29 protein-coding genes and 4 pseudogenes are annotated in these 23,624 nt (G+C 69.3%); 17 read left to right on the top strand and 16 right to left on the bottom strand.

What is annotated here, in order from left to right; genetic code table 11:
- Positions 1-46: 46 nt before the first annotated feature.
- Positions 47-697, bottom strand: coding sequence for a CBS domain-containing protein (locus OG819_RS41340; protein ID WP_266654309.1), 651 nt, complete (start codon positions 695-697; stop codon positions 47-49).
- Between the two features lie 23 nt (positions 698-720).
- Positions 721-1,179, bottom strand: a complete 459-nt coding sequence (locus OG819_RS41335; protein WP_266654307.1) for a cyclic nucleotide-binding domain-containing protein — start codon at positions 1,177-1,179, stop codon at positions 721-723.
- Positions 1,180-1,345: 166 nt separating this feature from the next.
- On the opposite strand from OG819_RS41335, the gene OG819_RS41330 reads away from it, so the two are divergent.
- From OG819_RS41330 to OG819_RS59220, 3 genes and pseudogenes are all read left to right on the top strand, one after another.
- Positions 1,346-1,510: a hypothetical protein gene (locus OG819_RS41330; RefSeq protein ID WP_266632214.1), complete on the top strand. Its 165-nt coding sequence runs from the start codon at positions 1,346-1,348 to the stop codon at positions 1,508-1,510.
- Between the two features lie 627 nt (positions 1,511-2,137).
- A pseudogene (locus OG819_RS41325) lies at positions 2,138-2,371 on the top strand (hypothetical protein); the annotation flags it as partial.
- Complete coding sequence (locus OG819_RS59220) at positions 2,280-2,594, top strand: transposase (protein WP_353963267.1); 315 nt, start codon at positions 2,280-2,282, stop codon at positions 2,592-2,594. The pseudogene OG819_RS41325 and the gene OG819_RS59220, both read left to right, overlap by 92 nt.
- Positions 2,595-2,615: 21 nt before the next feature.
- Here OG819_RS59220 and OG819_RS41320 read toward each other — a convergent pair whose 3' ends face one another.
- Together OG819_RS41320 and OG819_RS41315 are read right to left on the bottom strand one after the other, a co-directional pair.
- A complete protein-coding gene (locus OG819_RS41320) occupies positions 2,616-2,846 on the bottom strand; it encodes a hypothetical protein (protein WP_266654305.1) in 231 nt (76 codons plus the stop codon).
- Positions 2,847-3,317: 471 nt separating this feature from the next.
- Positions 3,318-4,313 carry an alpha/beta fold hydrolase gene (locus tag OG819_RS41315; RefSeq protein ID WP_266654303.1) on the bottom strand — a complete coding sequence of 332 codons (996 nt, stop codon included), beginning with the start codon at positions 4,311-4,313 and terminating at the stop codon, positions 3,318-3,320.
- 338 nt (positions 4,314-4,651) lie between these two features.
- On the opposite strand from OG819_RS41315, the gene OG819_RS41310 reads away from it, so the two are divergent.
- Positions 4,652-5,593, top strand: coding sequence for an MBL fold metallo-hydrolase (locus OG819_RS41310; protein ID WP_266654301.1), 942 nt, complete (start codon positions 4,652-4,654; stop codon positions 5,591-5,593).
- A gap of 28 nt (positions 5,594-5,621) precedes the next feature.
- Here the strand turns inward: OG819_RS41310 and OG819_RS41305 are convergent, their stop codons facing one another.
- On the bottom strand, positions 5,622-5,765 hold the full coding sequence (locus OG819_RS41305) for a hypothetical protein (RefSeq protein ID WP_266655631.1): 144 nt from the start codon (positions 5,763-5,765) through the stop codon (positions 5,622-5,624).
- Between OG819_RS41305 and OG819_RS41300 the strand changes: the two are divergent.
- Positions 5,737-6,039: pseudogene (locus tag OG819_RS41300) on the top strand (hypothetical protein); the annotation flags it as partial. The gene OG819_RS41305 and the pseudogene OG819_RS41300 sit on opposite strands and share 29 nt — an antisense overlap.
- On the opposite strand, the gene OG819_RS41295 reads toward OG819_RS41300, so the two are convergent.
- The gene (locus OG819_RS41295; RefSeq protein WP_266655629.1) at positions 5,922-6,242 is read right to left on the bottom strand and encodes a hypothetical protein; all 321 of its coding nucleotides are present in this window, start codon (positions 6,240-6,242) and stop codon (positions 5,922-5,924) included. The pseudogene OG819_RS41300 and the gene OG819_RS41295 sit on opposite strands and share 118 nt — an antisense overlap.
- Positions 6,243-6,461: 219 nt before the next feature.
- On the opposite strand from OG819_RS41295, the gene OG819_RS41290 reads away from it, so the two are divergent.
- A complete protein-coding gene (locus OG819_RS41290; protein ID WP_266632224.1) occupies positions 6,462-6,989 on the top strand; it encodes an HPP family protein in 528 nt (175 codons plus the stop codon).
- A 136-nt stretch (positions 6,990-7,125) separates the two neighbouring features.
- Here OG819_RS41290 and OG819_RS41285 read toward each other — a convergent pair whose 3' ends face one another.
- The 5 genes and pseudogenes from OG819_RS41285 to OG819_RS41265 all read right to left on the bottom strand — a co-directional run bounded on the left by OG819_RS41285 (position 7,126) and on the right by OG819_RS41265 (position 11,787).
- The gene (locus tag OG819_RS41285) at positions 7,126-7,797 is read right to left on the bottom strand and encodes a CBS domain-containing protein (protein WP_266632226.1); all 672 of its coding nucleotides are present in this window, start codon (positions 7,795-7,797) and stop codon (positions 7,126-7,128) included.
- 534 nt (positions 7,798-8,331) lie between these two features.
- Complete coding sequence (locus OG819_RS41280) at positions 8,332-9,831, bottom strand: ArsR family transcriptional regulator (RefSeq protein WP_266654299.1); 1,500 nt, start codon at positions 9,829-9,831, stop codon at positions 8,332-8,334.
- Positions 9,832-9,950: 119 nt separating this feature from the next.
- A pseudogene (locus OG819_RS59215) lies at positions 9,951-10,776 on the bottom strand (RtcB family protein).
- A complete protein-coding gene (locus OG819_RS41270) occupies positions 10,776-11,123 on the bottom strand; it encodes an archease (RefSeq protein WP_266634948.1) in 348 nt (115 codons plus the stop codon). The pseudogene OG819_RS59215 and the gene OG819_RS41270 overlap by 1 nt, the downstream one beginning before the upstream one ends.
- A 202-nt stretch (positions 11,124-11,325) precedes the next feature.
- Complete coding sequence (locus tag OG819_RS41265) at positions 11,326-11,787, bottom strand: universal stress protein (protein WP_266654297.1); 462 nt, start codon at positions 11,785-11,787, stop codon at positions 11,326-11,328.
- A gap of 1,162 nt (positions 11,788-12,949) precedes the next feature.
- On the opposite strand from OG819_RS41265, the gene OG819_RS41260 reads away from it, so the two are divergent.
- From OG819_RS41260 to OG819_RS58795, 3 genes are all read left to right on the top strand, one after another.
- Positions 12,950-14,272, top strand: coding sequence for a PP2C family protein-serine/threonine phosphatase (locus OG819_RS41260; protein WP_266632232.1), 1,323 nt, complete (start codon positions 12,950-12,952; stop codon positions 14,270-14,272).
- Between the two features lie 702 nt (positions 14,273-14,974).
- The gene (locus OG819_RS58800) at positions 14,975-15,157 is read left to right on the top strand and encodes a hypothetical protein (protein ID WP_323139422.1); all 183 of its coding nucleotides are present in this window, start codon (positions 14,975-14,977) and stop codon (positions 15,155-15,157) included.
- A gap of 26 nt (positions 15,158-15,183) precedes the next feature.
- Positions 15,184-15,477, top strand: coding sequence for a hypothetical protein (locus OG819_RS58795; RefSeq protein WP_323139421.1), 294 nt, complete (start codon positions 15,184-15,186; stop codon positions 15,475-15,477).
- Between the two features lie 6 nt (positions 15,478-15,483).
- Here the strand turns inward: OG819_RS58795 and OG819_RS58790 are convergent, their stop codons facing one another.
- Together OG819_RS58790 and OG819_RS58785 are read right to left on the bottom strand one after the other, a co-directional pair.
- Positions 15,484-15,774, bottom strand: a complete 291-nt coding sequence (locus OG819_RS58790) for a phosphoribosyltransferase family protein (protein WP_323139420.1) — start codon at positions 15,772-15,774, stop codon at positions 15,484-15,486.
- Positions 15,768-16,136, bottom strand: a complete 369-nt coding sequence (locus tag OG819_RS58785) for a hypothetical protein (RefSeq protein ID WP_323139419.1) — start codon at positions 16,134-16,136, stop codon at positions 15,768-15,770. The genes OG819_RS58790 and OG819_RS58785 overlap by 7 nt, the downstream gene beginning before the upstream one ends.
- Positions 16,137-16,655: 519 nt before the next feature.
- Here OG819_RS58785 and OG819_RS41250 point away from each other — a divergent pair.
- Positions 16,656-16,997: an Hsp20/alpha crystallin family protein gene (locus tag OG819_RS41250; protein WP_323139418.1), complete on the top strand. Its 342-nt coding sequence runs from the start codon at positions 16,656-16,658 to the stop codon at positions 16,995-16,997.
- Between the two features lie 304 nt (positions 16,998-17,301).
- Here OG819_RS41250 and OG819_RS41245 read toward each other — a convergent pair whose 3' ends face one another.
- Entirely contained in the window at positions 17,302-17,529 is a 228-nt protein-coding gene (locus OG819_RS41245) for a DUF1918 domain-containing protein (protein WP_266632234.1), read from the bottom strand.
- A 314-nt stretch (positions 17,530-17,843) separates the two neighbouring features.
- Here OG819_RS41245 and OG819_RS41240 point away from each other — a divergent pair, with 314 nt between their 5' ends.
- Entirely contained in the window at positions 17,844-17,981 is a 138-nt protein-coding gene (locus OG819_RS41240; protein WP_266632236.1) for a hypothetical protein, read from the top strand.
- Between the two features lie 309 nt (positions 17,982-18,290).
- The gene (locus tag OG819_RS41235; protein ID WP_266654295.1) at positions 18,291-18,710 is read left to right on the top strand and encodes a CBS domain-containing protein; all 420 of its coding nucleotides are present in this window, start codon (positions 18,291-18,293) and stop codon (positions 18,708-18,710) included.
- Positions 18,711-18,778: 68 nt separating this feature from the next.
- Here the strand turns inward: OG819_RS41235 and OG819_RS41230 are convergent, their stop codons facing one another.
- Positions 18,779-18,988, bottom strand: a complete 210-nt coding sequence (locus OG819_RS41230) for a hypothetical protein (RefSeq protein ID WP_266654293.1) — start codon at positions 18,986-18,988, stop codon at positions 18,779-18,781.
- Here OG819_RS41230 and OG819_RS41225 point away from each other — a divergent pair.
- From OG819_RS41225 to OG819_RS41205, 5 genes and pseudogenes are all read left to right on the top strand, one after another.
- Positions 18,981-19,623, top strand: a pseudogene (locus OG819_RS41225) (zinc-binding dehydrogenase); the annotation flags it as partial. The gene OG819_RS41230 and the pseudogene OG819_RS41225 sit on opposite strands and share 8 nt — an antisense overlap.
- Positions 19,624-20,375: 752 nt before the next feature.
- Positions 20,376-21,248 (top strand): universal stress protein, encoded by an 873-nt coding sequence (locus tag OG819_RS41220; protein WP_266654291.1) that lies wholly within the window; start codon positions 20,376-20,378, stop codon positions 21,246-21,248.
- Positions 21,249-21,891: 643 nt separating this feature from the next.
- A complete protein-coding gene (locus tag OG819_RS41215) occupies positions 21,892-22,296 on the top strand; it encodes a universal stress protein (protein ID WP_323139417.1) in 405 nt (134 codons plus the stop codon).
- 24 nt (positions 22,297-22,320) lie between these two features.
- On the top strand, positions 22,321-22,524 hold the full coding sequence (locus OG819_RS41210; protein WP_266632244.1) for a hypothetical protein: 204 nt from the start codon (positions 22,321-22,323) through the stop codon (positions 22,522-22,524).
- 153 nt (positions 22,525-22,677) lie between these two features.
- Positions 22,678-23,097: a CBS domain-containing protein gene (locus OG819_RS41205; RefSeq protein WP_266632246.1), complete on the top strand. Its 420-nt coding sequence runs from the start codon at positions 22,678-22,680 to the stop codon at positions 23,095-23,097.
- 27 nt (positions 23,098-23,124) lie between these two features.
- Here OG819_RS41205 and OG819_RS41200 read toward each other — a convergent pair whose 3' ends face one another.
- Positions 23,125-23,595 (bottom strand): TrkA C-terminal domain-containing protein, encoded by a 471-nt coding sequence (locus OG819_RS41200; protein ID WP_266654287.1) that lies wholly within the window; start codon positions 23,593-23,595, stop codon positions 23,125-23,127.
- Positions 23,596-23,624 lie beyond the last annotated feature (29 nt).

Genomic DNA, 23,624 nt, shown 5'->3' with positions numbered 1-23,624 from the left:
CTCGCAGGAGCTCGGCCAGTTGTTCTCATGGCGAGGGCGAGGGCCACTACTCATTGGCCGCGGTGAGTCGGCAGTCCACGCCCACCACGCCCTCGACGCCCCGCACGAGGCGGACGGCGAGAGGAATCCGGGTGGCGTCCGGCACTCGTCCGGTCAGCGTCGCGACGCCTTCGGTGACCGTGATGTGCACGGGCTCGACCGGGGCCGGGAAGAGGAGGTCGACCACGTCGCGGCGGATCTCGTTGGCAAGATCATTGTCCCGGCGCAGGAACACCTTGAGCAGGTCCCCGCGGCTGACGACGCCCTCAAGCAGACCCTCGGCGTTCACCACGGGCAGTCGCTTGACGCGGCGCAGGGCCATGATGCGGGCTGCTTCGGCGAGCGTCGCGTCGGCGTGGACGGTGACGGCCGGGGTGCTCATGAGCTCCTCCGCGTTCATCGCCCCGGCCTTGGCCAGGTCGGGCAGCCGGCGCAGCTGGGTGAACCGGTCCGGATTGCTGTCCCGGAACTCCTCCTTGGGCAGCAGATCGGCCTCCGACACCACCCCGATCACCCGGCCGTCGCCCTCCAGCACGGGAAGGGCACTGACCTTCCACTGCTCCATGCGCTCGACGATGTCCTTGAACAGAGCCTCGCGGCCCACCGCGACGACGGCACCCGTCATCACGTCACTCACTCGATGCGGGCTACTGTGCATGCTGTCCTCCTGAAGCCGGGCGGTCACGTCAGGCCACCGCTGCCGTAGGGGGCGTAAAGGTCGAGCAGCCGGACCCGGGAGGCGTGCAGCCGCTGGGCGACCACACGGCCGACCCAGACCGCGATCGCCCGGCCGAACTCGGCGTCCTCGGCGCACATCGCCCGGACCGCCTCGGCGTCGAACTCCCAGGCCCGCACCGGGCTCATCGCCTCGGCGCCCAACTGCCAGAGGTATGGCGGGAAATGCCAGGACCAGCCAACCAGTTCGCCGTGACCGAGCGACTCGATGACGGCGGGACGGCAGCCGGGCACGTACAGGTCCAGCGCGACGGTCCCGGTACGGACGATCCAGAAGCGATCGGCGCGCCGGCCCTCCTCGAACAGGCGGGCCCCGGCCTCGAAGGAGACCTCGCGGGCAAGACGCATCAGCCGTTCGCGGTACTCGGCAGGCAAGGCCGTGGCCATGGTGGTCGCGGAGGTCATCGCACCGGCTCCCTTCATGGTTCCTGATGGTTCCTGCTTCCAGCGTGGGCGCGTCCGTGCCCCGCCGCCACGGGCCGCTCGGATCCGACCAGGGCCCTTCGGCCCATGGAACCCGGTGTCCGCCGACCCGCCCGCTGGAAACACCCGCTGTGGGGGGAGAGACACCATGAGCGTCTCCACGCGTATCGCGTTCGTCGCCGTCGGTAACCTGTCCCGGCACGACCAAGGTGTTGGCAGGGCGGTGCTGGGCCGCCTGCGCGAGAGGGCGCTGGAGAGGCCCTTCCCGCCCGGCACCGGCCTCGCGGAATGTGACCTTGATCAGGGCGGCTGATCAGGTTGTGAGACCACACGGAGCCGACTGTGGTTCTGTATGCGACGCACGCCCGGCCGAGTCACGCAGGCCGGATCCAGCGCCTCGCACTGGGCGCCCGCGGACCGGCCCGGCCAGGGCACTCGGCCCGCGCGGACTCGGTGAAGCCGTCGAGGCGGCGTGGGGAGCTGAACCGGCTGCCCGGCTGCCTGGTGGCGTGCGCCGTCGAGACCGCGGACACGTCACTCGGATCGGGACTTTCCCCCCTCTGTGGCCGTCGCCGCCGCCGTCGACATCCTCGTCACGCGAATCGAGGACGAGATCGTCCGGCACGGATTGCCGCTGCTTGAGGAGTCACCGACCTGGTCACGGCATGACAGGACGGGAAGGGCCATCCACTTCTCGCGGATCCGGATTGCGTGGTGCGCGGCTGTCGGCCGCTTCCCCGCGTCTCCAACGGGTCCCTCCCGCCACTACCAGCACACCACGGGAACCGCCAGTCCGCCAGGGCTGACCGGCCCCAATCCAGTGACATGGGTGAGGAGTCGAGAACATGACCACCGCGATTCCCGGGCCTGCAGCCCGGCCATTCGGAGGGCCACTGCCCACGCTGCTCACGTTCCTCGGCTGCCTAGAAGATCACTGAAAATGTTGGGGCTTCTGGCTCCGGATCTTGCAGTGCGGGGCCAGTCTGGTGGGTATACAGGGCGGGAGTTGATCCCGCCGGGCAGTGTGTTCGCGTTCCTGGCCGAGCACCGCGACGTGCTCTTCCCGCCAGTGATGTTCGCCGATATGTATCCCTCGTCCAACGGCCGACCGTCCATGCCGCCGCAGGTACTGGCCGCCGCGGTGGTGCTTCAGAGCTTGCACGGCCTGTCGGACTTCGTACACGAATCGCTACTCAGCGGAGTACAAGCGGGACGCGGTCGAGCTCGTGCGGTCGTCGGGCCGGACGGTGACCGAGGTGGCCCGGGAGCTCGGGATCAGTTCGGAGTCGTTGCGGGGCTGGGTTAAGAAGGCCCACGCCCAGGAGGCCGGGACCGGGCCCGATGCTGTGCCAGCCGGGCAAGGTGTGGATGACCGGGACGGCACCCCTGGCCCGTGAACGAAGAAGCCAAGGCTCGCATCACCATGACGGCGCGTCCTCGGCCAAGCTCAGGAAGTCACCGCCGTCGGCCCTTCCCGCCGTCTGACCGGTCGCCGGGCGGTCGCCCGCGCCATCAAAAGCCAGACCGTGCGTCATCGTTGCATGCGAGCGGACGGAGGCGATCATCTCGACGAGTTGTTCACGCAGCAACTGGCAGACATCGGGGGCGCCTCCCGTCGCAGCCGCGCCCGGCCTTTCCGTACTGTTCATGCTCACCTTAACCGGGTGTCTCGAACCAGGCACTTTCAACTTTTCCAACTCTCAGGTGAGCCGGCCCGCAACGGCCAGCACTACAGCGGCCGCAGCCGTTACCGCTGAGCAGATGTCCCTCATGGTCCGGCCCCACCCGCCTTCGTGATGGACGACGACGTCCTGGTGGCCCCGCTCGGACGATTGGAGCCGGTGAAGCTCCGAGCAGGGCCCGTCGCGCACAGGATCATCACCATGAGCTTCCACACCCGCCCAACGCGCGCTCAAGGCCCCCGGTAACAGCACTAACGCCGATATCACTTCTTTGGCCCACATATCGGCCATCCCCAGACGCTTGACCGTGCAGTTCGCGGTGGCGGCTGGTGTCGCCCGGCCCGCTCGGCGCGGTGTCAGCGGCCGAGCCGGGTACACGGCATGCCGCATTTGGGCGCCCGCCGAGGTGACCATCACGCTGGCTATGACGGAGCATTCTTACTGCCCTCTCGGGGCCGATGGGGTCGCCTCAAGGATCACGCGGGCCAGGAGGTCGGGTGCGTCGTTCATGGGTACGTGGCCGCAGTCGGGCAGCTGCACGAGCCGGGCTCCGGGGATCATGGCCTGGACACGAGCGGCCTGCCAGGGCGGCAGGATGCGGTCACAGGTGCCCCAGACGATGGTGACCGGCACATCGGGGATGTCCCCGGTGAACAGGCCCGGTTCCCGCCCGGCCCGCAGGGTCGCGCCGAAGGCGGTGGCGTCTCGCAGCGCCCGCAGATCGGCAATCAGAGTCTCGGGTGGGCACCTGTCCGGCCGACCGTAGAGTGTGGCGGCCATCGCGGTCCGGGCAGCCGCCGTGTGCGCCAGGCGGACCATGGCCGTATCCGGCAGCAGCCGCACGCTGTATCGGGCCGCGGCCAGCATGGTGTAGGTGTACCGCCGCTCGACATCGGTCCAGAACCCCGCAGGCGCCAGGGCCGTCACGCTGCGCGCGAGCTCGGCCTGACCCAGATGCAGCGCGATCAGTCCGCCCAGCGAATGTCCGACCACGTGCGGCCGCTCCACACCCAGCTCAGCGAGCACGGCACCCAGCCAGACCACAGCCGTATCCAGATCGCGCGGCACGGCCGGATCCAGGTCGGGAGACTCTCCGAACCCGGGCAGGTCCATGGTGATCGTCTCCCGCTGCCCGGTCAGCAGCGGCACGATCGCATCCCAGGCTTGCCGACGGTGCCCAACCCCGTGCAGCAGGACCAGCGGTTCCCCGGTCCCCTGCTGCTCGTACGCCACTGTCACCGGCCCCAGACCCGCAGGACGGCCTTTCACGAACGACGCCGTCCTTGCCGGGACAAGGACCTCTCCGCTGTCGCGTCGACGCCCGTCCTCGGACTTCGGCTGTGCGGTGGCCAACCGGTGGAGATAACCCGCCGCCGCCCGCACGGAGCGGCCCGGCCGGTCTGCGGCGGCGATGAACGAAGAGATCAGGGCCATCGTCAGGCACCTACCTCACGGTAGAGCACTCCTTCATCAGAAGTCAGCGCTAGGACAAATCGTATGCCAGCGCCGCATTCCCTGCCGTGCAGCGAACCCCTGCCAGGGGAATCGGGCCATCGCGGCTGCGGCTGTCGGCCACCGTGGGGATCGATACCCGGCTGCGGACCATGTGCGGAGAGTGCTTCGTCAGGTACTCATGGGGGGACCGGTGGAAGCCGCCCGACACCGCACAGGCGGCGATCGGCCTGTGCACGGGGCTGTCGGCCGTGTCGCCGCGTTCCGGATGGTGCGACAGTGGTTGCACGCCGCGTTCGCGGCAGGAGGAGGCGATCCTCATGGACAGGAGCGGCATCGGTCATCCGGTCGTGGACCCGCCGGAGCCCAGGCCGGGGCTGCTCAGCTTTCTCGGCGGGGTCGGCACGGTGACCGGATCCAAGTTCCTGGTGGAGACCGACCACGCGCGGGTCATGGTGGACTGCGGGCACTTCCAGGGCTTCGCGGAGCTGAGGCGCCGCAACTGGCGGCGGTTGCCGGCTGATGCCGACACGGTCCATGCGGTGGTGGTCACCCACGCCCATCTGGACCACTGCGGTTACCTTCCCCGACTGGTCCGCCAAGGCTTCAAGGGGCCGGTGTTCGCCACCGGGAACAGCGCCCGGATCGCCGAGATCGTCCTGCGCTTCAGTGCCCACCTGCTGCAGGAGCAGGCGGACCATGCCAACCGGTACGGCTGGTCCAGACACCAGCCGGCCGAACCGCTGTACGACGACAGGGACGTCCGGTCTCTTCGAGCCGGTCCCCCTCGGCGCGGAGACCGTCATCGCGAACGACACCGTGCTGCGGCTCCACCGCGCCGGCCACATCCTCGGATCGTCCTGGGTGCATCTGACCCTGGAGGACGGCCACACCCTGACCGTCGCGGTGATCTGGGCCGCCCCGTGCATCCCCTGCTCCGCCCGCCCGGCGCGTTCATTGGTGCCGATATCCTGCTGATGGAGTCCCCGTACGGCAACCGGCGCCATGACCGCACGGAGAGTCGGGAACGGTTCGCCCGCGCCGTCGCCCGCACTCTGTTGCGGGGCGGGACGGTGGTCGTCCAGTCGTTCGCCGTCGACCGCACTGAGGTGGTGCTCTGCGGCGGCGCGCCTGCCCCCTTTGCCGCCTACCTCGTGCACGGCGAGCCGGACGCCGCCCAGGCCCTCCGCGACCGGATCGACGATCAACTGGGCTGGAACGCGGTGGTGCCACGCTCCGGCGAACGCGTGCTCGTCCGGTAGCCCGGAACCAGTGTGTGTTCGAGGGCTGCTACTCGGCGGGGGTGATCAGGTCCAGGTCGGCCGTAGTGGCCGTCGTAGCGGTGGTACAGGACGTTGCCGCGTCCGGTGCTGTCGTCGGCGAAGAAACGAACGGGAACCCGGTGATGTCCAGCCGTTGTTGTGCTTCGGCCACGTCTATCCTGGGCGCCGGAAGTTCGCTGACGGTCAGGGTACGGACACGTTGTCGGCCAGGTGCGGGCGGGGATGCACCTGGGCGAGCCGGTAGCCGGTCGACTCCGAGCGGTACCGAGCAACTCCCCGAAGCCGAGCGGCACCTGTACACCGAGAGCTACCTGACCGACCTGCTCACCGTGCGGCTCGGCGGCCGGGCCGCACGACTGGTCGTCTTCGGTGAGGGCTCGACCGGCGCCTTCGAGGACCTGGCCGGCGCCACCCAGATCGCCGCCCGCATGGTCCGTGAATTCGGCCTGTCCCCGGCCCTCGGTCCCATCGGATACGGCTCCGGCGCCCCCACTACCTCGGCGGCGAGAGCACCGAGGACACGCTGCGGCGGCCCTACTCCGAGCAGACCCAGTGCATCGTCGACGAGGAGACCGTCCGCCTGCTGCGCCAGGCCGAGAAACGCGCCGTGGACCTGCTCCGTGACCACGGGGCCGCCATGGACACCCTGGCAGACCTGCTCACCGCCCGCGAGATCATCGACGGAGCCGTCGTACTTGACGTACTACTCCTTCCAGCAGCAGCAGCAGCAGCAGCAGCAGCAGCAGCAACAACAGCGGCAGGACGGCCACCACCCCGCCGAGGCAGGGAAACCGATGCCCTCCCCGTGACGCCGCGGCGACGCCCCGCGAACAAGAAGGAGGCAGCCATGGAACAGCAGCAGGCGGTCCACGATGAGCAGGAGGTCTTGGCGTGGACGGTTGCCGTCGTGATGCGCACCGCTGTGGTCACGATCGCTGTGGACGAGACCGTGCTCGTGGCCTGGGAGTTGTTGGAGCGATCCGGCTCCCGTTACCTTCCGGTCGTACGTCCGGACGGTCGCTGTGTTGGCCTGCTGGACAGGGCCGATGTGGCGGTCGCCTGTGCGGCACCGGCCGCCTCGCTGTCCGGCCTGCGCGTGGGCGACCTCTTGCCCGGCCGCAAGCCGGCGCTCATACACGTGGAGCAGACCGTACGTCACGCAGCCGACCTCATGAGCTACACCGAAGCCGATGCCCTCCTGGTGCTGCGGGAGGACGGGCGTTTCGCCGGGGTGCTGACCGCGGCCGACATCGTCGCGGCCCTCGCCGGGCGTCCGGTGAAGGAGGAACCCGCCGACACGCGGCGGCGGGCCCCGTCCACGGTGCTGCCCGGGCTCCCGCCTCGGCGGGGCTACCGCGGAACGGCGGTTCCCTGACCGCCCACCACTGGGCAGCAACGGCGCCTGCACCAGGGGCGGACGAGCAGCGTCAGGGCCCAATGGTGACGCCCCATGGACCTTCCTCTCGAAGGCGGTGATTGCGGCAGTGACCTCGTCCTCGGCGCGGAGGCGGTCAGCGCCGTGGTGTGTCGGCTGTCGTGTCGGTCTCGGCGCGGAGGTGATTCGTGACGTTGACGACCCCGTCGACGCTTTCGGACAGGCGTACTGCGATGGGGATGAGACTTTCCTGCGGCAGGGTGCCGCTGAGCGTCACCCGTCCGGCGGTGACCTGGGCCGTGACCGCGCCGGGGTCCAGGCCGAGGGTCCGGGTCAGGACATCCGTCGTGATCTCCTCCCGGATCGTGAGGTCTCGCCGCAGGAAGACGTGCACGAGGTCACCTCGGCTGACGATGCCCAGCAACCGGTCGGCGTCGTCCACGACGGGCAGCCGTTTGACGTGGTGTTGGGCCATGGCACGGGCCGCCTCCACGACCGACCACTGCGGCCGCGCCGTGACGGCTGGGCTGGTCATCAGCCCCTCGGCGGTCAGCGCGCGGGCCTTGGCGCGTTCTGTGGGCAGCAGGTGCGCGGCGGTCAGATGTCCGCCCGGATCCACCTGGCTCTCCTGTTTGCGCAGCAGGTCCGCCTCCGACACCACGCCGACCGGACGGCCCTGGTCGTCGACGACGGGTACCGCGGTGATGTCGTGCTCCGCGAGGTGCTGGGCTATGTCCTTGAAGCCCGTGTCCCGCCTCACACTCACCACGGCCGTGGTCATGAGGTCTTCGACCATTCGATGCAGCATGTCACCGCTCCCTCCTCGGACGCTCGCGGCACTGGTTCTCTCTCCACTGTCCGCCCCTTGGAGAGCCCGCGCACCGCTCACGTGTCCTGGGCGCACCTGGCGGGACGGGCGCGAGGACCGCGCCCCGGCCGCCTCCGCCGAGTGGCGCCGGCCCGGGCTCGTGGCCCGGCGCCTCGCAGGGGGCCGATTCGATCACCGGTGTCATCGGCGCCGCTGCCTGACTGGTTGCCTGTCCGCCATAACGGGCGGCCACGGCCGCTGGCGGAGGGAACGCCTTCCCCAGGGCTGACACCTGGCGCTCGGCGTTGCCCCAGAGATCCGGGAATTGCAGTCGTTCGGGATCTGGAGTACACCATGATGCCCGGCATCGAGGCCCGGCTCGCCGACCGCTGGCAGTTCGTCGCCGGCGGTTCGGAACCGGTGCATCGGGAGCGCCGGGAGGAGCCTGTGCCTGTCCGGGCAGGGACGACAAGGGGGATCCCCGGCTGAACCGGATCATCGCCGGGCACCGCGCGCTTCGCTACTGCTGCCGGGCTACTGCCCTCGGTACAGCCGGTCGAGGTCGACGAGTACCACATGTCCGTCGGCTTCGGCCGCGCGGAGCGCGGGAGTGAAGCCGACGCCGCTGTAGCAGGCGGGCCGGGTGCGGGTGACATCCTCACCACGGGCGGCGAGCAGGGTGAGGAGGTGACGGAGCCGTTCCAGGTGGTGCAGGTCCATGACCTCGTCCCAGCGCGCCACTCCCACCGAAAGCAGGGGCCCGTAACGGGCGTCGGCCCGGCCGCGTACGACCACTTCCGCTGCTGCGTCTTCTGCCTCCGGACCGGCACGGCGTGCCGGGTCGGGAACCGAGCCGTGCGCCGCGGTCGCGGGGTGCGCGCCGAAGACGGTGGGGTCGGCGAAGTCCATGACCCAGTCCCGGCAGATCTGGGCGAAGTGGGGACGAGCCACCGCGGAGTCGAAGACGGGACGTACATGCCGCCAGACCTCGACGGCGTCCTGTTGCGCCAGCGCCGAGCGATGGGGCCAGACAGCCGCGTGCTCGAAGGCCAGCAGCGGCTCCGCGAGGCGCAGCCGGATGAGGTTCGGACGGAAGGCATCGGGCTCGCTGAACAGCAGACCGTTTGCTTGCAGGAGCGCGAGGCAGTGGGAGGCGTCGGTGAGCGGAGCGCCTAGACATTCGGCGATCTCGCCCTGTGTCGAGCAGCCCGCGGCGATGGCGGCGAGCGCGGAATGGCACAGCGCCCGGTCCCAGTGGTCGGTCTCCTCCTGGAGCAGGTGATGTGCCTCCAGGAACAGGGGGATCTGGGGGTTGAGGACGGTTCTGGACACCCAGGCGTCGAAGTCGTCCAGCCTGCTGGGGGCGTCGTCTCCGGCGTAGCGCCGGTAGGCGGGGGTTCCGCCCACCACGGCGTGGACCAGGAGGGCGAGGCCTGGGTCGTCGATGCCCCAGAACCGCGCGGCCTGCCGGAAGTCCAGCGGACGAAGGGTGAGTTCCAGATCGGCCAGCCCGCGCAGCGGTGAGGACGTACTGAACAGCCGGTGCATCACCGGCAGGGCACTGCCGCTCAGCAGCAGGCGTGAGCGGTTGTCCCGCCCCGCGTCGCGCAGGCGGCGGTAGGCGCTGTGGATGACGGAGGGCAGCGCGGGACTCTGCCGCACGAGGTCGGGGAACTCGTCGACGACGACCGGGACAGGACGTCGGTCGCCCAGCACGAGCAGGGCGTCGATGGCGTCCTCCCAGCCGCGCCAGTGACTCGGCGGCGCTGTGCGCTCGTACCGGGCGAGCTCGTCGCCAAGGCTGTGCAGGGAATCGGCCTGAGCGGCCTGTTGCGCCCCGAAGTAGAAGCCGCCCAGGGCCGCGGTGAGTGCCTCCAGGAGGTACGTCTTGCCCTGCCGCAACCGTCCCGACACGACAGCGAGGCTGGCTCCGGGCCGGGTGTCACAGGCGAAGGCGACAAGTGCGTCCCACTCGGCGTCACGGTCGAAGACCGTCTCAGGCTTCGCGGGACGAGAAACGTTGGGAGCCGACACGGCTGCTCCCCTCGGTCGGCAGCGCTCCTGCCACCAGTACAACGTCGAATGCCGGACGCCGCGACATGTAAGGCCACGCACGGTCAGGTCCCATGGTCCCCCTTCCCCCGTCTGTGGCCTCAGTCCGTCAATCCCGTGTCCATGACCTGGCGGCACCTGAACCATGCGCCGCACGCCCTGGCGCTAGGCTCGACGACATCCGCGCTGCTGCGGGCGCGGGCTGCGGTGATTTCGTTGTCTTGCCTCTGGTGCCCTGTGGCTGCCCGGTTCCGGCAGGGGGTGCGGCGGCTCTTCCGGCTTCCTCTTCGACGAAGCGGGTCACGGCTCGGGCGCTTTCGAGGAACTGGGCGGGGAAGACGATCGTGGAGTTCTTCTCCGCAGCGATCTCGGCGAGGATCTGCAGGTTGCGCAGTTGAAGGGCGATGGGGTGGTCGCTGATGACGTCGGCGGCCTCGGCGAGGCGGTCGGCGCTCAGGGTTTCCCCCTCGGCGGCAATGATCTTGGCGCGCTTCTCGCGTTCGGCCTCTCCAGACGCGGCCCGCGCCGTGGCAGCAGGAGTCGAAGGCCGGGTTGCCGGTGCTGCCGGTCATGACGTACGAGGCGGTGCTCATCGTGCCGGGCACGAACACCGGCTGGCCGAAGGGGCGCAGTGCGTCCGGCAGGTCCGGGTGGCGCCCTTGCGGTGGACGCACAGCAGTGGCGGGGCGGCCCCGGCATCGGGGTGGCGTTCCGGTTTGGCGAGGTTGTGCGATACGTCGGAGAGCAGGTCCAGGCCCGCGCCGGTGGCCTCGCGGAAGACGCCGCGGCATTGGCGAGCAGTTGGCGGTTGGTGCGGGCGAAGTTCGCGGCTGCGGCCATCGCGCCCAGGTAGGCGCGGCCCTCGGGCGAGTCGACGGGCGCACAGGCGAGTTGCGGGTCGGGTACGTCGATGCCGTACCGCCGCATCACGGCGTCCATCGCCCGTCCAGCGTCACCCGGCAAGCCCACCCGTGCGCCCCCGGCGCCAGCGCAAGTCCGTGCAGTGAGACGGCCTTGGGCACCGCCCCGATCTGTGTGGCCGCCGAGCTGTCGGCCATCGTGAAACGCAGGCCCACCCCGCCCGGCCCCCGCGTCACGGCGACGCCCACGGGAAGCTCGCTTGCGGCGTCCATGCGGTGGATAACCTCCTCGAGCACGGCGGCGAGGAGCCGTCCGGCGTCCACGGCGGACACCGCGCACTCCCGGGTGACGCCGGAGGCGCCCGGGGGCAGGTCGGCGAAGCTGCCGACCATGCCCCGCACCGCCTCGGCGATGCACTCCTCACGCGTCGGCGCCCATGCCTCGATGCAGAGATCTCCGGTGTGCGGAAGGCTTCAATGGCCGCGCGGCGACAGCCCGTGCTTCAGCGCCGGTCACCATGCCCCCGGCCGGACGCACGATCCCGAGCTGTCGGTGAACCGAAGCGTCTCGCGGGGGACGGGCCACGGCGCCAACGTCGGTTCCTGAGGCGCGAGTTCATGGCTTGTGGTGGCGGGGGCCGCGCGCGACGACGACGGGACACGGGGCGTGCTGGACGCAGTGCTGGCTGACCGAGCCGAGCAGCGCCTCGGCGAATCCGCCGTGGCCTCGGTTGCCCAAGACCAGCAGCCGTGCCCCGGCGGCGGCATCCAGCAAGACGGCGGCTGCGTGCCCTTGGGCCGAGCGGGGATGGATCTCGACTGTGCGTTCCGGCCCGATGACCTCGTCGATCACCCGGTCGAGAAGCTTCCGCGCCTGCTCCTGGTAGTCGGCCAGCTTCGTGTCCACGGGCGGTGCCAGGCCGTACCAGCTCGACGGGAGCTCCCAGGCGAAGATCGCGTCAACCACACCACCCGTCAGCTCGGCCTGGTCGACCGCCAACCGCAGTGCTGCCTTCGACGGCTCGGAGCCGTCGACGCCCACCACGATCCGCGGAGCGGACGTTGCGTTGTTGCTCATTCGCCCACCTGCCTCATCTCGAGTGGTTCCGCTTCCCACCCTCCCTTGACCAGCAGCAGTCCGCCACCCAGTCGGCGGGGCGTGCGAACCATCGCCAGCCCTCTCCCACTGCCTGTTCCCAGAACGACGGCCCGACCTGCAACGCGGCCGCCGACGGGTCGCGTTCTGCCACCACTCGCCGCCCCGGCCCCATCCCAGGCGACAACGGCCTACGGGCCACCTCACTCGTGCGCCACGTCCGAGGCCGCTGGGCAGCGTCGACCTTGCGGGCGCAGCCGTACCGGGCCTGCGCTTCACAGCTGCTGGTACGGGCACAGGGGCCGGCCCCTCGAACTCGGCGAGAAAGGAATTCGAGCGGGCGGCGAGCCGGGCGAACGCTTCCGCCTCCAGGCGAGGGAAAGGGATCGAGACTGTCTGCTTCTTCCATCCTGCGCCGTGGCGATGGTCCCGAATGTCGGCGACATCCCGGGGGATGCGGAGGTCGCCACCCTTACCGGACTGCTTCGGGACGCCAACTCGAAGAGCGACGCGGGCTGGTTCTCTCCCTGCGACAAGCGTCACGCGATCTCCGGTGACCTTCGCTGTGAGCGCTGTTCATCGGCCCGACCGGTAAGAAGCTGCTGCCGCTGACGGTCGAGAACGCCGCACCCACTCCCAGCGGGCACGCGCACTGAGGTGAGCGAGGCAACCGATCGGGTGGTTGAGGCGCTGGTGGGGCGAGCGGGGACGAGGTGATCGGTGCGTTGGCTACTATCGGGACGCCGAGGGCCCCGGCAGCTGGCCGCGGAGCGCGGGCCTCGCGCACCTCTGCCGTGTTCTGGAGGTGCCTCGGACATCCACTCAGAAGTGGAGTGGGCCTGAGCCTGCTGTGGGCCTCACGTTCGGTGGTGCGCACTGGACCCCGTCTTTGTATGGAGGGGGCTCCAGTGGTTTCTGAATATCAGCAGGACACAGAGGCAGACCAAGAACGATGCGGCAACGAGAGTGGGGCCACACGCTCCGTCGGGTACAGCGGGCCACTTTTATGGACAATGTTAGTGTTCGGTACATTTGTGTTGTGTCGTGCCGCAGTCTTGTTTGATCAGGCCGTGTCAGGAGGCCGAGGGTCGGCTGCTGTCGGCCGAAGGCCTCGAAATCGAACACCGCACCGCCGGCGGCCGTGATGAGTGAGCGCATTCAAGAGGGCAAGCCGCCGCCTGTATCCAGGCTGCGGCTGGGCACTGAGTTGGAGCGGATCGCCGAGCAGCTCAAATTGCTGGCCCGCGCCCAGGACGAGTTGCACGAGCTGTATGAGGCCGTCCTGAGCCGGGAGGTGGAGCTGTCCGTCGTGCTGGAGTTGATCGTGTCCACCGCGATGGAACTGGTCGGCGCCCGCTACGGTGCGCTCGGCGTACTTGACGCGAACGGCGAGAACCTCGCGTTGTTCGTCCCGGTGGGTCTGTCGGAACAGGAAAGGGCGGACCTGGCCGGAGTGGAGCACCCTCGAGGGCGCGGCTTGCTCGGGCATCTGATCACCCATCCCGCACCGCTGCGCGTCGACGGGATCTCCGGCCACCCGGACTCGGCAGGCTTCCCGCCTGGCCACCCGGCGATGCGCACCCTGCTGGGGGCCCCGATCAGCATCCGCGGGAAGATCTACGGCGATCTGTATCTCTCCGAGCGGCGCGACGGGCGCCCCTTCGACGGTCGTGACGAAGGCCTGATCGTCGCGCTGGCTGGCGCCGCGGCCCTGGCCATTGACGATGCCCGCCTGTATGAGCAGACCCGTCGCGACGCCGAACGGTTCCAGCGCCTCCTGCTGCCGCGCCTGCCCGACGACCTGGAGCCCTTCGAAGCCGCTGCCGCCTACTCGCCTGCGACCACCCCCGGCCACGTGGGCGGAGACTGGTACGACGCGTTGCTGGTCCCCGAGAAAGCCTGCGCCGCAGTCATCGGCGACGTCGTCGGACACGATCTCCAGGCCGCCGCCGCCATGGCTCAGACTCGCAACATGCTGCGCGCCCTGCTCTATGACCGCCGCACCTCGCCCAGCGTCGTCCTCACCCACCTCGACCGCACCCTCCAGGCCATCACCGAGAATCCCGTGACCACCGCGTGCCTTGCTCGCATCGAACCCGCCCCATCGGCCGGCTGGACGCTGCGCTGGAGCACAGCAGGACATCCCCCGCCTCTGCTGATCACACCCGATCGCTGGGCCCGCTACCTGCCCGCGGAACCCGACCTGCCCCTCGGCATCGACACCTCCCGGCGACGCCACGATCACACGCACCCCTTGCCCACGGACGCCACCGTGGTCTTCTTCACCGACGGGCTTGTCGAACACCGCGACCACTCATTCGAGGTGGGCCTGCAACGTCTCGCCGTCATCGCCACTGCCCACGCCAACAGTCCCCTTGCGGACCTGGTCCACACACTGATTGACGAGCACCCCAGCGATGGACACGACGACATGGCGGTCCTCGCCATTCGCACCCCGCACACCTGACCCTCAAAGTCCTGGCAGGTCGGCGCTTCGAGCTGTCGGCAGCCAACTCGGCAAAGTGGCCTCAAATGCCCTGAGGTACCCCCGCGAGACGGATAGGCTTCTTGTCCACGTATGCGACGGCTGACTTGTTCAGAAGCGGCGGGGTTGCAGCACAGGCCCGGTGGCGTCCCGTACGGGCATCAATGGCGCCGCGGTGACTTCTCCTTTTCCCTGCCCAGAGCTCCGTGCCAGGGTGGGGGAACCGATCGGTAGCCGCACCGCCGCACGGCACCACCAGGCCATGAGCTGACGACCACTGGGGTTTTCTGCCGGGCGAGGTGCGACGACAGGGTAACCACCAGCCCCTGGCCTTATGCCGTCATTACGGCCTGATTTCCCCGTCGAGTAGCGGCCCGTCACCTGAACCCGATGCCGTGCCCGGGCCGGAAGCCCGGCTGAGTGGGTCGGAAGTACAGGTGTCGCTCGCGTCTGGTCAGCAGGTGTGCCACGCCGCCTGATTCGGTTCCGGGGCGAGCGATGTAGTGGGCAGCAGGCGCAGGGTTTGTGCCGCCGCACTTGAGCAGCCGCCCGTTAGCGGCTGGCGCGTTCAGAATCGGGCCGCCCTGTGAGCAGCCGGGGCCATGTGGTCGCTGAACCAGTTACGGGCCAGATCGGTGACCTGCTCCAGGGCACCGGGCTCCTCGAAGAGGTGAGTGGTCGCGATTGAGCTCGAGTACCAGCTGGTCGTGGCCCCCGACGATCAGCAGCGTGGGCGCCGTCATCGTCGGCAGCCGCGGCCCGGCCAGGTCGGGCCTGCCGCCCCGGGAGACGACCGCGGCGATCCGCGCGCCCCGCTCGGCGGCGGCCCACAGCGCGGGGGCCGCGCCGGTGCTGGCGCCGAAGTAGCCTACGGCCGGCCCTTCGCACTCAGGATGTCCGCGCAGCCCGCCGGTGTCGTCCGCCGGACGCCGGGCCAGCAGGTCGGTGTCGAAGACGTTGGCCCGGTCGATCTCTTCTTCCTCGGTGAGCAGGTCGAACAGCAGGGGCCGAGCCTGGTCCGGTTCAGCCCGGCCGCGACGAACCGGTTGCGCGGGCTGTGCCGACTGCTGCCGCTGCCGTGCGCGAACACCACGACCCCGATCGAGTCCTCCGGCACCGTCAATTGCCCACGCGTCACCGTCGCACCGGCCCGCACCTCCACCTCCCGGTCCTCCGGCACGGCATGACGCGACTCAGTCCGGTGGGTGTTTCACCGGGCGGGCGACCGCCTCTTCCAGACAGGCGACGACCTCATCGTCGTCGATCTGGGAGAAGTCGATTTTGTAAAACTGTCCGATCGCAAAGAAGTTCCGCGGGGAGTGCAGGCATATCAGTTCGTCTGCGTCCTCGCCCAGCCGCTCGGTCCAGTCGTGCGGTGCAACGGGGACGGCGAGCACGATCCGTGCGGCCCCGCGGGCGCGGGCGATCCGGCAGACCGCGCGGGCCGTCGAACCCGTGGCCACCCCGTCGTCGACGATCAGCACCGTGCGACCCTTGAGAGCGGCCAGTGCCCGCCCGCCCGGTAGTGTCGGGCACGGCTCTCCAGGACCTCCCGCTCGCGGGCCTCCACCTCGGTCAGCTCATCCTGGGTGATACCCGCGGTGCGCACCACCTCGTCGTTGATCACGCGGACGCCGCCCTCGCCGATCGCTCCCATACCCGACTCCGGCTGGAACGGCACCCCCAGCTTGCGCACCAGGCAGACATCCAGCGGCGCGCCCAGCGCCTCGGCGACGTCGGCGGCGACCGGCACCCGTCCCCGCGGCAAGCCCAGGACGACGACCTCGGCGTCCTTGAGGTGCTCGAGGTGGGCAGCCAGCCGTCGGCCGGCATCACGACGATCCATGAAGAACACGATCCGGCCTCCTTGCCCCGGTGGGGAGTACGGCGGGCAACGCGATGTGCCCCGTACCTCCATCCTTAAATCCGGCGGAGAACGAATGCGCACCGCTGCGAGGCGTGCTCCTTCCTTGTCTTGGATCCGAGGTGTGCCCTCCAGTTCAGGCGCCGTAGGAAGCCATCACTGTTGTGCCGATCGCTGTCAGTGTGCGGCGGCGACGACAAGTTGTAACAGGATCCAACCGATCGCGACATCGCGGTGAAGTGTCTGACTGCCGTAGGGCCACTCGACAGAGACCGAGGTGCTGAGACCCTTACCACCATGTAAGGGTGACAGTCCGTCATTGCCGGGCGTTGATCCACCGTCCGGCGCACGCGGTTGCCAGGTGCATCCCGAAGATCCAAGTTTGCCGGCACAACCACGTGACCATGGTGCACAGTTCACGGATCGACGAGAGCGGCGGTATGTGCCCGGTACGCAGTGGCCGCTTCGCCGGCGCATTCGGGAGTAGCCGCAGACGGCGGCGTGGCCAAGTGGGCCTTTGCGGTCGAGTCGCCCGACCTGCCGGGCCAGTCTCGTACGGGCAGGGTCGTCGCGTCGTCGAGGCAGAACTTCCCCGGCGTCAAGCGCGACGACATCGACATCGAGATCAGCGAGCGGGAACTGCGTATCACCGGGGAGTACGAGGAATGGGAACGCGTGCTGCGCCGCAGCGCCCGACACACCGGGCACTTCGAGTACAACTCCCTTCTCCCCACCGATGTCAAGGCCGACGTCAACGCGACCCTCAGCGACGGCGTACTGACCGTCACCGTGCCCAAGGCGCAGGCCGCCAAGCCGCGGCACATCGAAATCGCTGAGCCCTGACGGGCAAGGTCCGGTCTGTCATGGCGTGCTCTGCTGCGGGCTGGCCAAGCGCGGACCGCCGCATCGGCGCCAGCATCCCGCGGCAGCAGGCCGGACCGGCCGTGTCAACCGAAGAGGCGGCGCACCCGTATCGTGTCGACGCGCCTCCAGCCGGACTTGGGAAGCAACAACCACCCGCGCTCGTCCTCGCGGTCCCTGCCGCTCCCCAACCCTGTCGCGGCCGCGCCTTGCGCCGCCCGGCGCCACGGCAGCCTGGCTCCGCACACAGGCCGCGCGGACCCGTTCCCGCCTCCGGCGAGTCCGGTCACCGCCTCTCCCGATGCGGATGCCCGAACGAGGCATCGGGTGCCGGATGGGTCTCGATCACGCATCCGGGGCCGGGATAGATCTCCGTCTTGTGACCGTCGTCGTAGCGCACCCGATAGGGCGGTTCGCCGTTTTGGCCGAGCACCTTCACGACGGTGGCATGGTGTTCGGGCGTTCCCACGATTCTGCCGGTGAACCGCAGCACGTCACCTTCATGCGCCTTCATCGTGACTCACCTCGTTCCCTGCCATCTTTCCCTGTCTTCGTTCAGGATGACTCCGGGAGGTGGCTCGCGCAGAAGGGCCGTTCGGGCACCTCCGGGGGGCTATGCGCCCCGTGACCAGCACAGCGCATGGTGTGCAGTTTCGGCGCCCAGCCTGCGGACGCACGTCGTCGACATCGGCGACCGGCAACGTGAGACAGCCCTGTGCGCCTTGCCGCACTGTGAGGTGGCTCCTACGCGACCTTGTCCCGTATGTGGAGGATATGACTTTTCGCTCTGTTGCCGGATCGGCAGGCTCGTGGGACGGAGGTTTGGCCATGTCTGAGCATGTGCACGTGCGCATCAACCAGGGGCTGGGAGTCACCGAGAATGGTGAGCTCGTGGAGCACTCCTACTGCCGTTGCGGGGCCACCTGGACCAAGACGTATCGGGTCCGGGAGGAAGATCCCGAGTAGTCCGGGGGCTCACGCTAGCCCAGGTCGCGGACCGCTCGACCAGCCCTTCGTGGACGAATGCCGCGCCGGCGCGCGTGAGTCTCATGTCGGCGTGCGCGAAGGCCTCCCGGCCGTTCGCGGCCGGACCGCTGCTCCACCAGGGCCGTTCGGTCTTGTCCACGGGTGGAGGAGGGCAAGACTGGGACGGTAGGCAAACCGACGGACTCCGGAGGCTGCCGTGAACAACCGGGAGAACTTCTCCATCGGCGCGGAAGGCCGCCGTGCCGTGCTGTCGCGCAGCTGGCGTCCAGGCGAGGAACACCGGCAGGATTGTTCCTGCGCTATCTGGGCGCCCTCGCCACTGTCGCGGTCAAGTACGCGGCGAGCGAGCGACCTGCCCCGTCGGTTCCGGTTGGCCCCGCCACGCCGACCCCTCCGCAGGCCGGAGCGGCGGCCGCCGTACCCTCGGAACGGCCGTCGCGGCCCGCCGCCGGGCCCGCGGCCCCGCTGGTGCAGGACGTGGTGGACGTGCCCGCCGTGTCCACATGGGACGACCTGTCGCACCGCGATATCGCACGCCTGCTGGCACGCGAACACATCGGCGCCGTCCCGGTGGTCGACGCCGACTACCGGGTGGTCGGCGTGGTGTCGGAGTCCGACCTGCTGGCGAAGGTCGCCGTCGAGGCATCCGGCCACCGACCCGCTCGGCCTGCTGCGGGAGCGCCGGCTGCAAGACAAGGCCCGGGGTGAGACGAGGCGGACTTGATGACCAGCCCCGCCACCATGGTGCTACCGGGGGCGACCGTCGCGGAGACCGCTTACATCGCGGCGCTGTCGCGCCTGAAGCGGCTCCCGGTCCCGACCACGACGGGTGCCTGGTCGGGGTGGTGCGGCGCAATGCGATGCTTCAGGCGCTCATCAGGGACGATGCCGGGATACAGAAGGAGATCGAGGCGTAGATCCTCGTCTTCTGCTCTCCGGTCAGCCGTGACGCCGTCGCGGTGCAGGTCCGGCGCGTTGGAGAGCAAGGATGCCGTGCTGCTGGCCGACATCTTCCCCACCGCCTACGAGGTGGGTGTGCTGAACGGGCGGGTACGGCCCGGAGACACCGTGGTCGGGGCCGGGCTCATCGGGCTCGCCGCGATCGCCACGGCGCGGCTCTACGCCCCCGAGAAGATCATCACCGTGGACCTCGCACCTGCCCGGCTGGATGCGGCCAAACGCCTTGGTGCCGACGCCGTGGCTCTGGCCGGGGAGGAGGCCGAACAACTGGTGGCCGACCTCACGCAGGGCCTCGGTGTCGACGTGGTCATCGAAGCGGTCGGGGTGCCGGAGAGCTTCGAGGTGCACGCGCATGGTGCGGCCCGGCGGCCACGTGGCCAACGTTGGCGTCCACGGCAAGCCCGCGACACTGCACCTCGAAGACCTGTGGATCAAGAACGTGACGAACACCACCGGCCTGGTCGACACGTACTCCACGCCCACCCTGCTGCGCATGATGGCCGCGCGCCACCTGCCCGCCTCGGCGATGGTCACCCACACCTTCCCACTGGACGCCATGAAGGAGGCGTACGACGTCTTCTCGCGGGCCGCCGACACCGGCGCGCTCAAGGTCGTCCTCGGCGAGCAGCAGCACGACGCCCTGACGGTCAGGACGTCCTGACAAGAAGAAGTGAAAGGCATGTCCGAACAGACAACGCCGAATGCGGTGTCCGCGGCAGCGGGCAGCGCACACGGCGACATCGGGCGTCGCATCGCCCAACAACGCGAAGAACTTGGCCTGACCCGGGAGGAGACGGCCGACAGGGCAGGTACGGTCGCCGGTTACATCCAAACCTGGAGGAACAGTCCACCGCCATGCCAGGCATCGGCCTGCTGTACGCGATCAATGGCGGCCCGGCCTTTGAGGATTCGAGCGCAGTCGGCATGAGTACGGGAGCGTCCTTGGGGAAGTCGCGCTGCGGCGGTCGGTCGGCCGGACAGGGATCCGTTTCGACAATGCCATGGCCGAATCGTTCGTCGGTGTTCTGAAGAAAGAATGAGTGTCATGCGGGAGTTACCCCACCCGCGAGGCCGCTCGAAGAGGCATCACTAGGTACATCGAATTCTGGTGCACTCCCTAACGTCCTCACCGGGCAGTAGGTAACCGGCCTCCGTGCGGCAGTTGGACACGGGAGCACGCTGCTCTTGAGCTGGTGCACTCCGCTGGTGACGGCAGCGGCGGCCTTGTTGCTGAACGATTGGTACCGCTCGCCGTCCAGATGGGTCCCGCCGGCCCTCGCGTCCCGTGGGCTGGGCAGGGAGACTGGTATGGGAGCGCCAGCATTGGGACGACGCTGGCCGTCCGGGGAGTCGGTCTGCGACGCGTGGACGCAGTGGGCGCCAATGACGCTCCCATCGAAAGGGGAAGACGACATGAATCGGCGCGTCGTAGCAGCAATCGATGGTTCTCCGGCCAGCGTGGCGGCGGCGGACTGGGCGGCGCGGCAAGCTTTGTGCCGCAATCTGCCGCTGTCCTTGGTGTACGTGAGTCCCGAGCGTCCCTCAGGAGAGGCAATACCCGTCTCGACCGCCGCGCCCCGGGGCGGGGTGTCCCGGCTGATCTCTGAAGAGGCTCATCGGGACATGGTCCACAGCGAGCTGGAAATCTTGACGGTCCAGTTGGAGGGGAATCCGCGCAAGGTGCTTCTCCGTGAGGCGGCCGGTGCTGAAATGCTGGTACTCGGTTCGCGACCTCTCGGGAGTTCAGGGGGCTTCGTTCTTGGGGGCCTGGGGCTGCACCTGGCTGCTCACGCGGACCAGCCGGTGATCATCGTTCGACAGCGGGAGGAGGCCGAGGGGGGCCGTGTGGGGGAGCCCGTCCATGCCCCGATCATGCTGCTGGGCCTCGATACGGAGAATCGGGCCGACGACTTGATCGACTTCGCCTTCCGCGCAGCACAGGCAGCTGGGGCCGGCCTCCGCATCGTTGGCGCGGCGGCTCCTCCGGTCTTCCCGCTTCACCATTTCGTGCCGGTGAGCCCCGAGGAGAGGGTGCGGCTGGAGGAGCGCGAGCGCCCGGCGCTGGAACGGGCGCTTGAGGGTTGGGCTGAGAAGTTCCCAGAGGTGCAGGTCGACACCGCGATCGTCGTGGGACATGCCGATGAGGTGCTCGTCGACGAGTCCCGGGGCGCCGACCTTGTCATTGTGGGACGTCGGCGAACCGTTGGCCCGCATCATCTCGGAGCCGTCGCTCACGCGGTGGTCCATCACGCGCCGTGCTCGGTGGCGGTGGTTCCGCACAACTGAGTACGACACCGTTCAACTACCGACCAGTACCACTGCGCGATACTGAACTGACCCGTGGGAGCGAACGGGGCCCGTCTGGAGAGCAGCGCATGGCCGGCCTCCAAGGGGGCGAGGGGACGCGGAACGGCGAGCAGGAGATGTGGTTAAGCCCGGCGGCATGGAAGAAGCGCACCGAGTCGGGGTTGTCGCCGTGCTCGCGGTAGACACCCGATGGTTAGCCCCGCTCCGAGCGGGCCATCGCCCAACACACGGACCCCGACACCGTGACGGCGGCCGCGGAGGGCAGCAAGGTGGCGTTCGAGGTGGATCACGTGCGAGAGGCCAGCGGAAGCCAGGGGCTCATGGCCTATTAGGCCTGAGGGCGTCGGCGACGGGCGGGTAGGGCGGGGCGGGCGCCATTGAAGCCCAGGAGCCCCGAGCCCTTGCGTGCAGGCCCACCCGGGACCCCGTGGGGCCTTCCGGACCAATGACGCGTGGCGGGCTCAGACGCGGGCTGGAGGACACGTAGTGGAGGAGAGAACCATGGGATCTCGGCTGAGCTGACGCGGGCGCTCGTACCACTGCTCGGTCACCCGGCGACAAGGCCGGACTGGAGGTTGCCCACGACCGGATCCTGCTCGGTGCGGGAGCCCCTTCCACCGGTGTGGAGGCGGTGCGGTTCGCCTTCCGCGAGGCCGAGGCGTGCAAGTACACGCTCGATGTCGTACGTGCCTGGCGCTGTCCCTCGTACGAGACAACCGACCATCCCCGGCTCGCCGACGAACCGCAGCGCTACCACGAGGAGCGAGCATCGGCCCTGCTCGACGCCGCGCTCCACGACGCAGTGGCAGACCATCCGGGTGTCCGGGTACACCGGACGACGGGCGAAGGGCCGGCCCGCAAGGTGCGCCTGCACCGCTCTGCCGCTGCAGACCTTGTGGTCATCAGGCGAGGCGCACAAACAGGTGTCCTGTTCGTCCCGTCACGTACACCTCCTGCAGCACACCAGGTGCCCGGTGGTTGTGGTGCCGTCGCAACGCGGCGGGGGCGAGACGTCCACCACCCGTAGCCGCAGCTCGCGCAGCAGGGCCTCGTGCGCTGCCCTATCCGCCGCGGCTCGAATGCGCGTCGATCGGTCGACTTCTACAACGAGCAGTCGCTCCACAACAGTTCGCCTTCTGAGCCGGAGGAGCAGGGGTGCGGCGAGTCGGTGCTCGGCGCCGTTGCCCTCGGCCTGGGCTCCGAGGTCTTCGCCGCGTACGCCGCCGACCACGGGCGCAGCCTCACGCACTCCTGACCGCCGCCCCGGGCGACTGACTCGGTGCTGTCGTCTTCCCGGCATGCGTACGGGATACGAAGAACCCAGACTGGCCTCAAGGACAACCTGTCGGGGCGGGGCCAGCTCCAGGGGCCTGCCCCGCGCGCGTCGCGAGGCTCGAAGGAGACGGCCATGACCATTGCACGGGAGATCATGCACGCCGGTACCACCTGCGTGCAGGAGAACGAGACGCTGGAGGACGCGGCACGCCGGATGAGTGAGCTGGATGTCGGAGCCCTCCCGATCTGCGGGCCGGACGACCGGCTGCACGGGATCATCACCGACCGTGACATCGTGGTGAAGTGCCTCGCCAAGGGTAAAGACCCCAGGACCATGACGGCGGGCCAACTCGCGCAGGGCAAGCCCATCACGATCGACGCGGAAGCCGATACGGGCCAGGTACTCCAGGCCATGGAAGAGCACAGGATCCGGCGACTGCCGGTCATCGACAACCATCGCCTGGTCGGCATGATCAGCGAGGCGGACCTCGCACGTCGTCTACCGGAGGAACAGGTCGGCCACTTCGTCGAGGTGGTCTGCGCGACCACCTGACCTCTCGACCCCGCCCTGGTACAGCCGTCATTGGAAGGCGGCGTGGATCTCCTGTTCGGTGGCGGCGTGGGAGACGACGAGGAGTTCGTCGCCCGGCTGGAGCCGCGTCTCGGGGGTGGGGACGTTGGGCTGGCCGTCGCGGACGACCGTGGCGATGAGGGCGCCCGCGGGGAGCGTGATCTCGGCGAGCGTGCGGCCCGCGGCGAGGGAGCGCGGTGTGATGGCGGTTTCGGTGACGTCGACACCCGCCTTGCTCAGCCTCAGCAGGGCAACGGTGTCCGTGGCGCCGGTCGCCTCCTCGATGAGGGAGATCAGAGGCGTGGCGGCCGGAACGGCGGTGTCGACGCCCCATCGCCGGTCGAAGAGCCAGGCGTTCTCGGCGTCGTTGACGCGGGCGGCGACACGGGGCACGGCGAACTGTCGCTTGGCGAGGAGGCTGACGACGAGGTTGTCCTCGTCGTTGCCTGTGGCGGCGATGAGGAGGTCTGAGGTGAGCACGTCGGCGTGCTTGACGAGGGTGGGGTCGA

It is taken from the genome of Streptomyces sp. NBC_01549 (assembly GCF_026339955.1).
Classification (GTDB): Bacteria; Actinomycetota; Actinomycetes; order Streptomycetales; family Streptomycetaceae; genus Streptomyces.
The sequence above is the reverse complement of the archived record's forward strand: the minus strand, read 5'-3'. Positions and strand labels throughout refer to the sequence as shown.

Coding starts and splice junctions, on each gene's coding strand:
- OG819_RS41340 (WP_266654309.1), bottom strand. CDS start 697: ATGCACAGTAGCCCGCATCGAGTGAGTGACGTGATGACGGGTGCCGTC.
- OG819_RS41335 (WP_266654307.1), bottom strand. CDS start 1,179: ATGACCTCCGCGACCACCATGGCCACGGCCTTGCCTGCCGAGTACCGC.
- OG819_RS41330 (WP_266632214.1), top strand. CDS start 1,346: ATGAGCGTCTCCACGCGTATCGCGTTCGTCGCCGTCGGTAACCTGTCC.
- OG819_RS41320 (WP_266654305.1), bottom strand. CDS start 2,846: ATGAACAGTACGGAAAGGCCGGGCGCGGCTGCGACGGGAGGCGCCCCC.
- OG819_RS41315 (WP_266654303.1), bottom strand. CDS start 4,313: ATGGCCCTGATCTCTTCGTTCATCGCCGCCGCAGACCGGCCGGGCCGC.
- OG819_RS41310 (WP_266654301.1), top strand. CDS start 4,652: ATGGACAGGAGCGGCATCGGTCATCCGGTCGTGGACCCGCCGGAGCCC.
- OG819_RS41290 (WP_266632224.1), top strand. CDS start 6,462: ATGGAACAGCAGCAGGCGGTCCACGATGAGCAGGAGGTCTTGGCGTGG.
- OG819_RS41285 (WP_266632226.1), bottom strand. CDS start 7,797: ATGCTGCATCGAATGGTCGAAGACCTCATGACCACGGCCGTGGTGAGT.
- OG819_RS41265 (WP_266654297.1), bottom strand. CDS start 11,787: ATGAGCAACAACGCAACGTCCGCTCCGCGGATCGTGGTGGGCGTCGAC.
- OG819_RS41260 (WP_266632232.1), top strand. CDS start 12,950: ATGAGTGAGCGCATTCAAGAGGGCAAGCCGCCGCCTGTATCCAGGCTG.
- OG819_RS58795 (WP_323139421.1), top strand. CDS start 15,184: ATGTCCGCGCAGCCCGCCGGTGTCGTCCGCCGGACGCCGGGCCAGCAG.
- OG819_RS58785 (WP_323139419.1), bottom strand. CDS start 16,136: ATGGATCGTCGTGATGCCGGCCGACGGCTGGCTGCCCACCTCGAGCAC.
- OG819_RS41245 (WP_266632234.1), bottom strand. CDS start 17,529: ATGAAGGCGCATGAAGGTGACGTGCTGCGGTTCACCGGCAGAATCGTG.
- OG819_RS41240 (WP_266632236.1), top strand. CDS start 17,844: ATGTCTGAGCATGTGCACGTGCGCATCAACCAGGGGCTGGGAGTCACC.
- OG819_RS41220 (WP_266654291.1), top strand. CDS start 20,376: ATGAATCGGCGCGTCGTAGCAGCAATCGATGGTTCTCCGGCCAGCGTG.
- OG819_RS41205 (WP_266632246.1), top strand. CDS start 22,678: ATGACCATTGCACGGGAGATCATGCACGCCGGTACCACCTGCGTGCAG.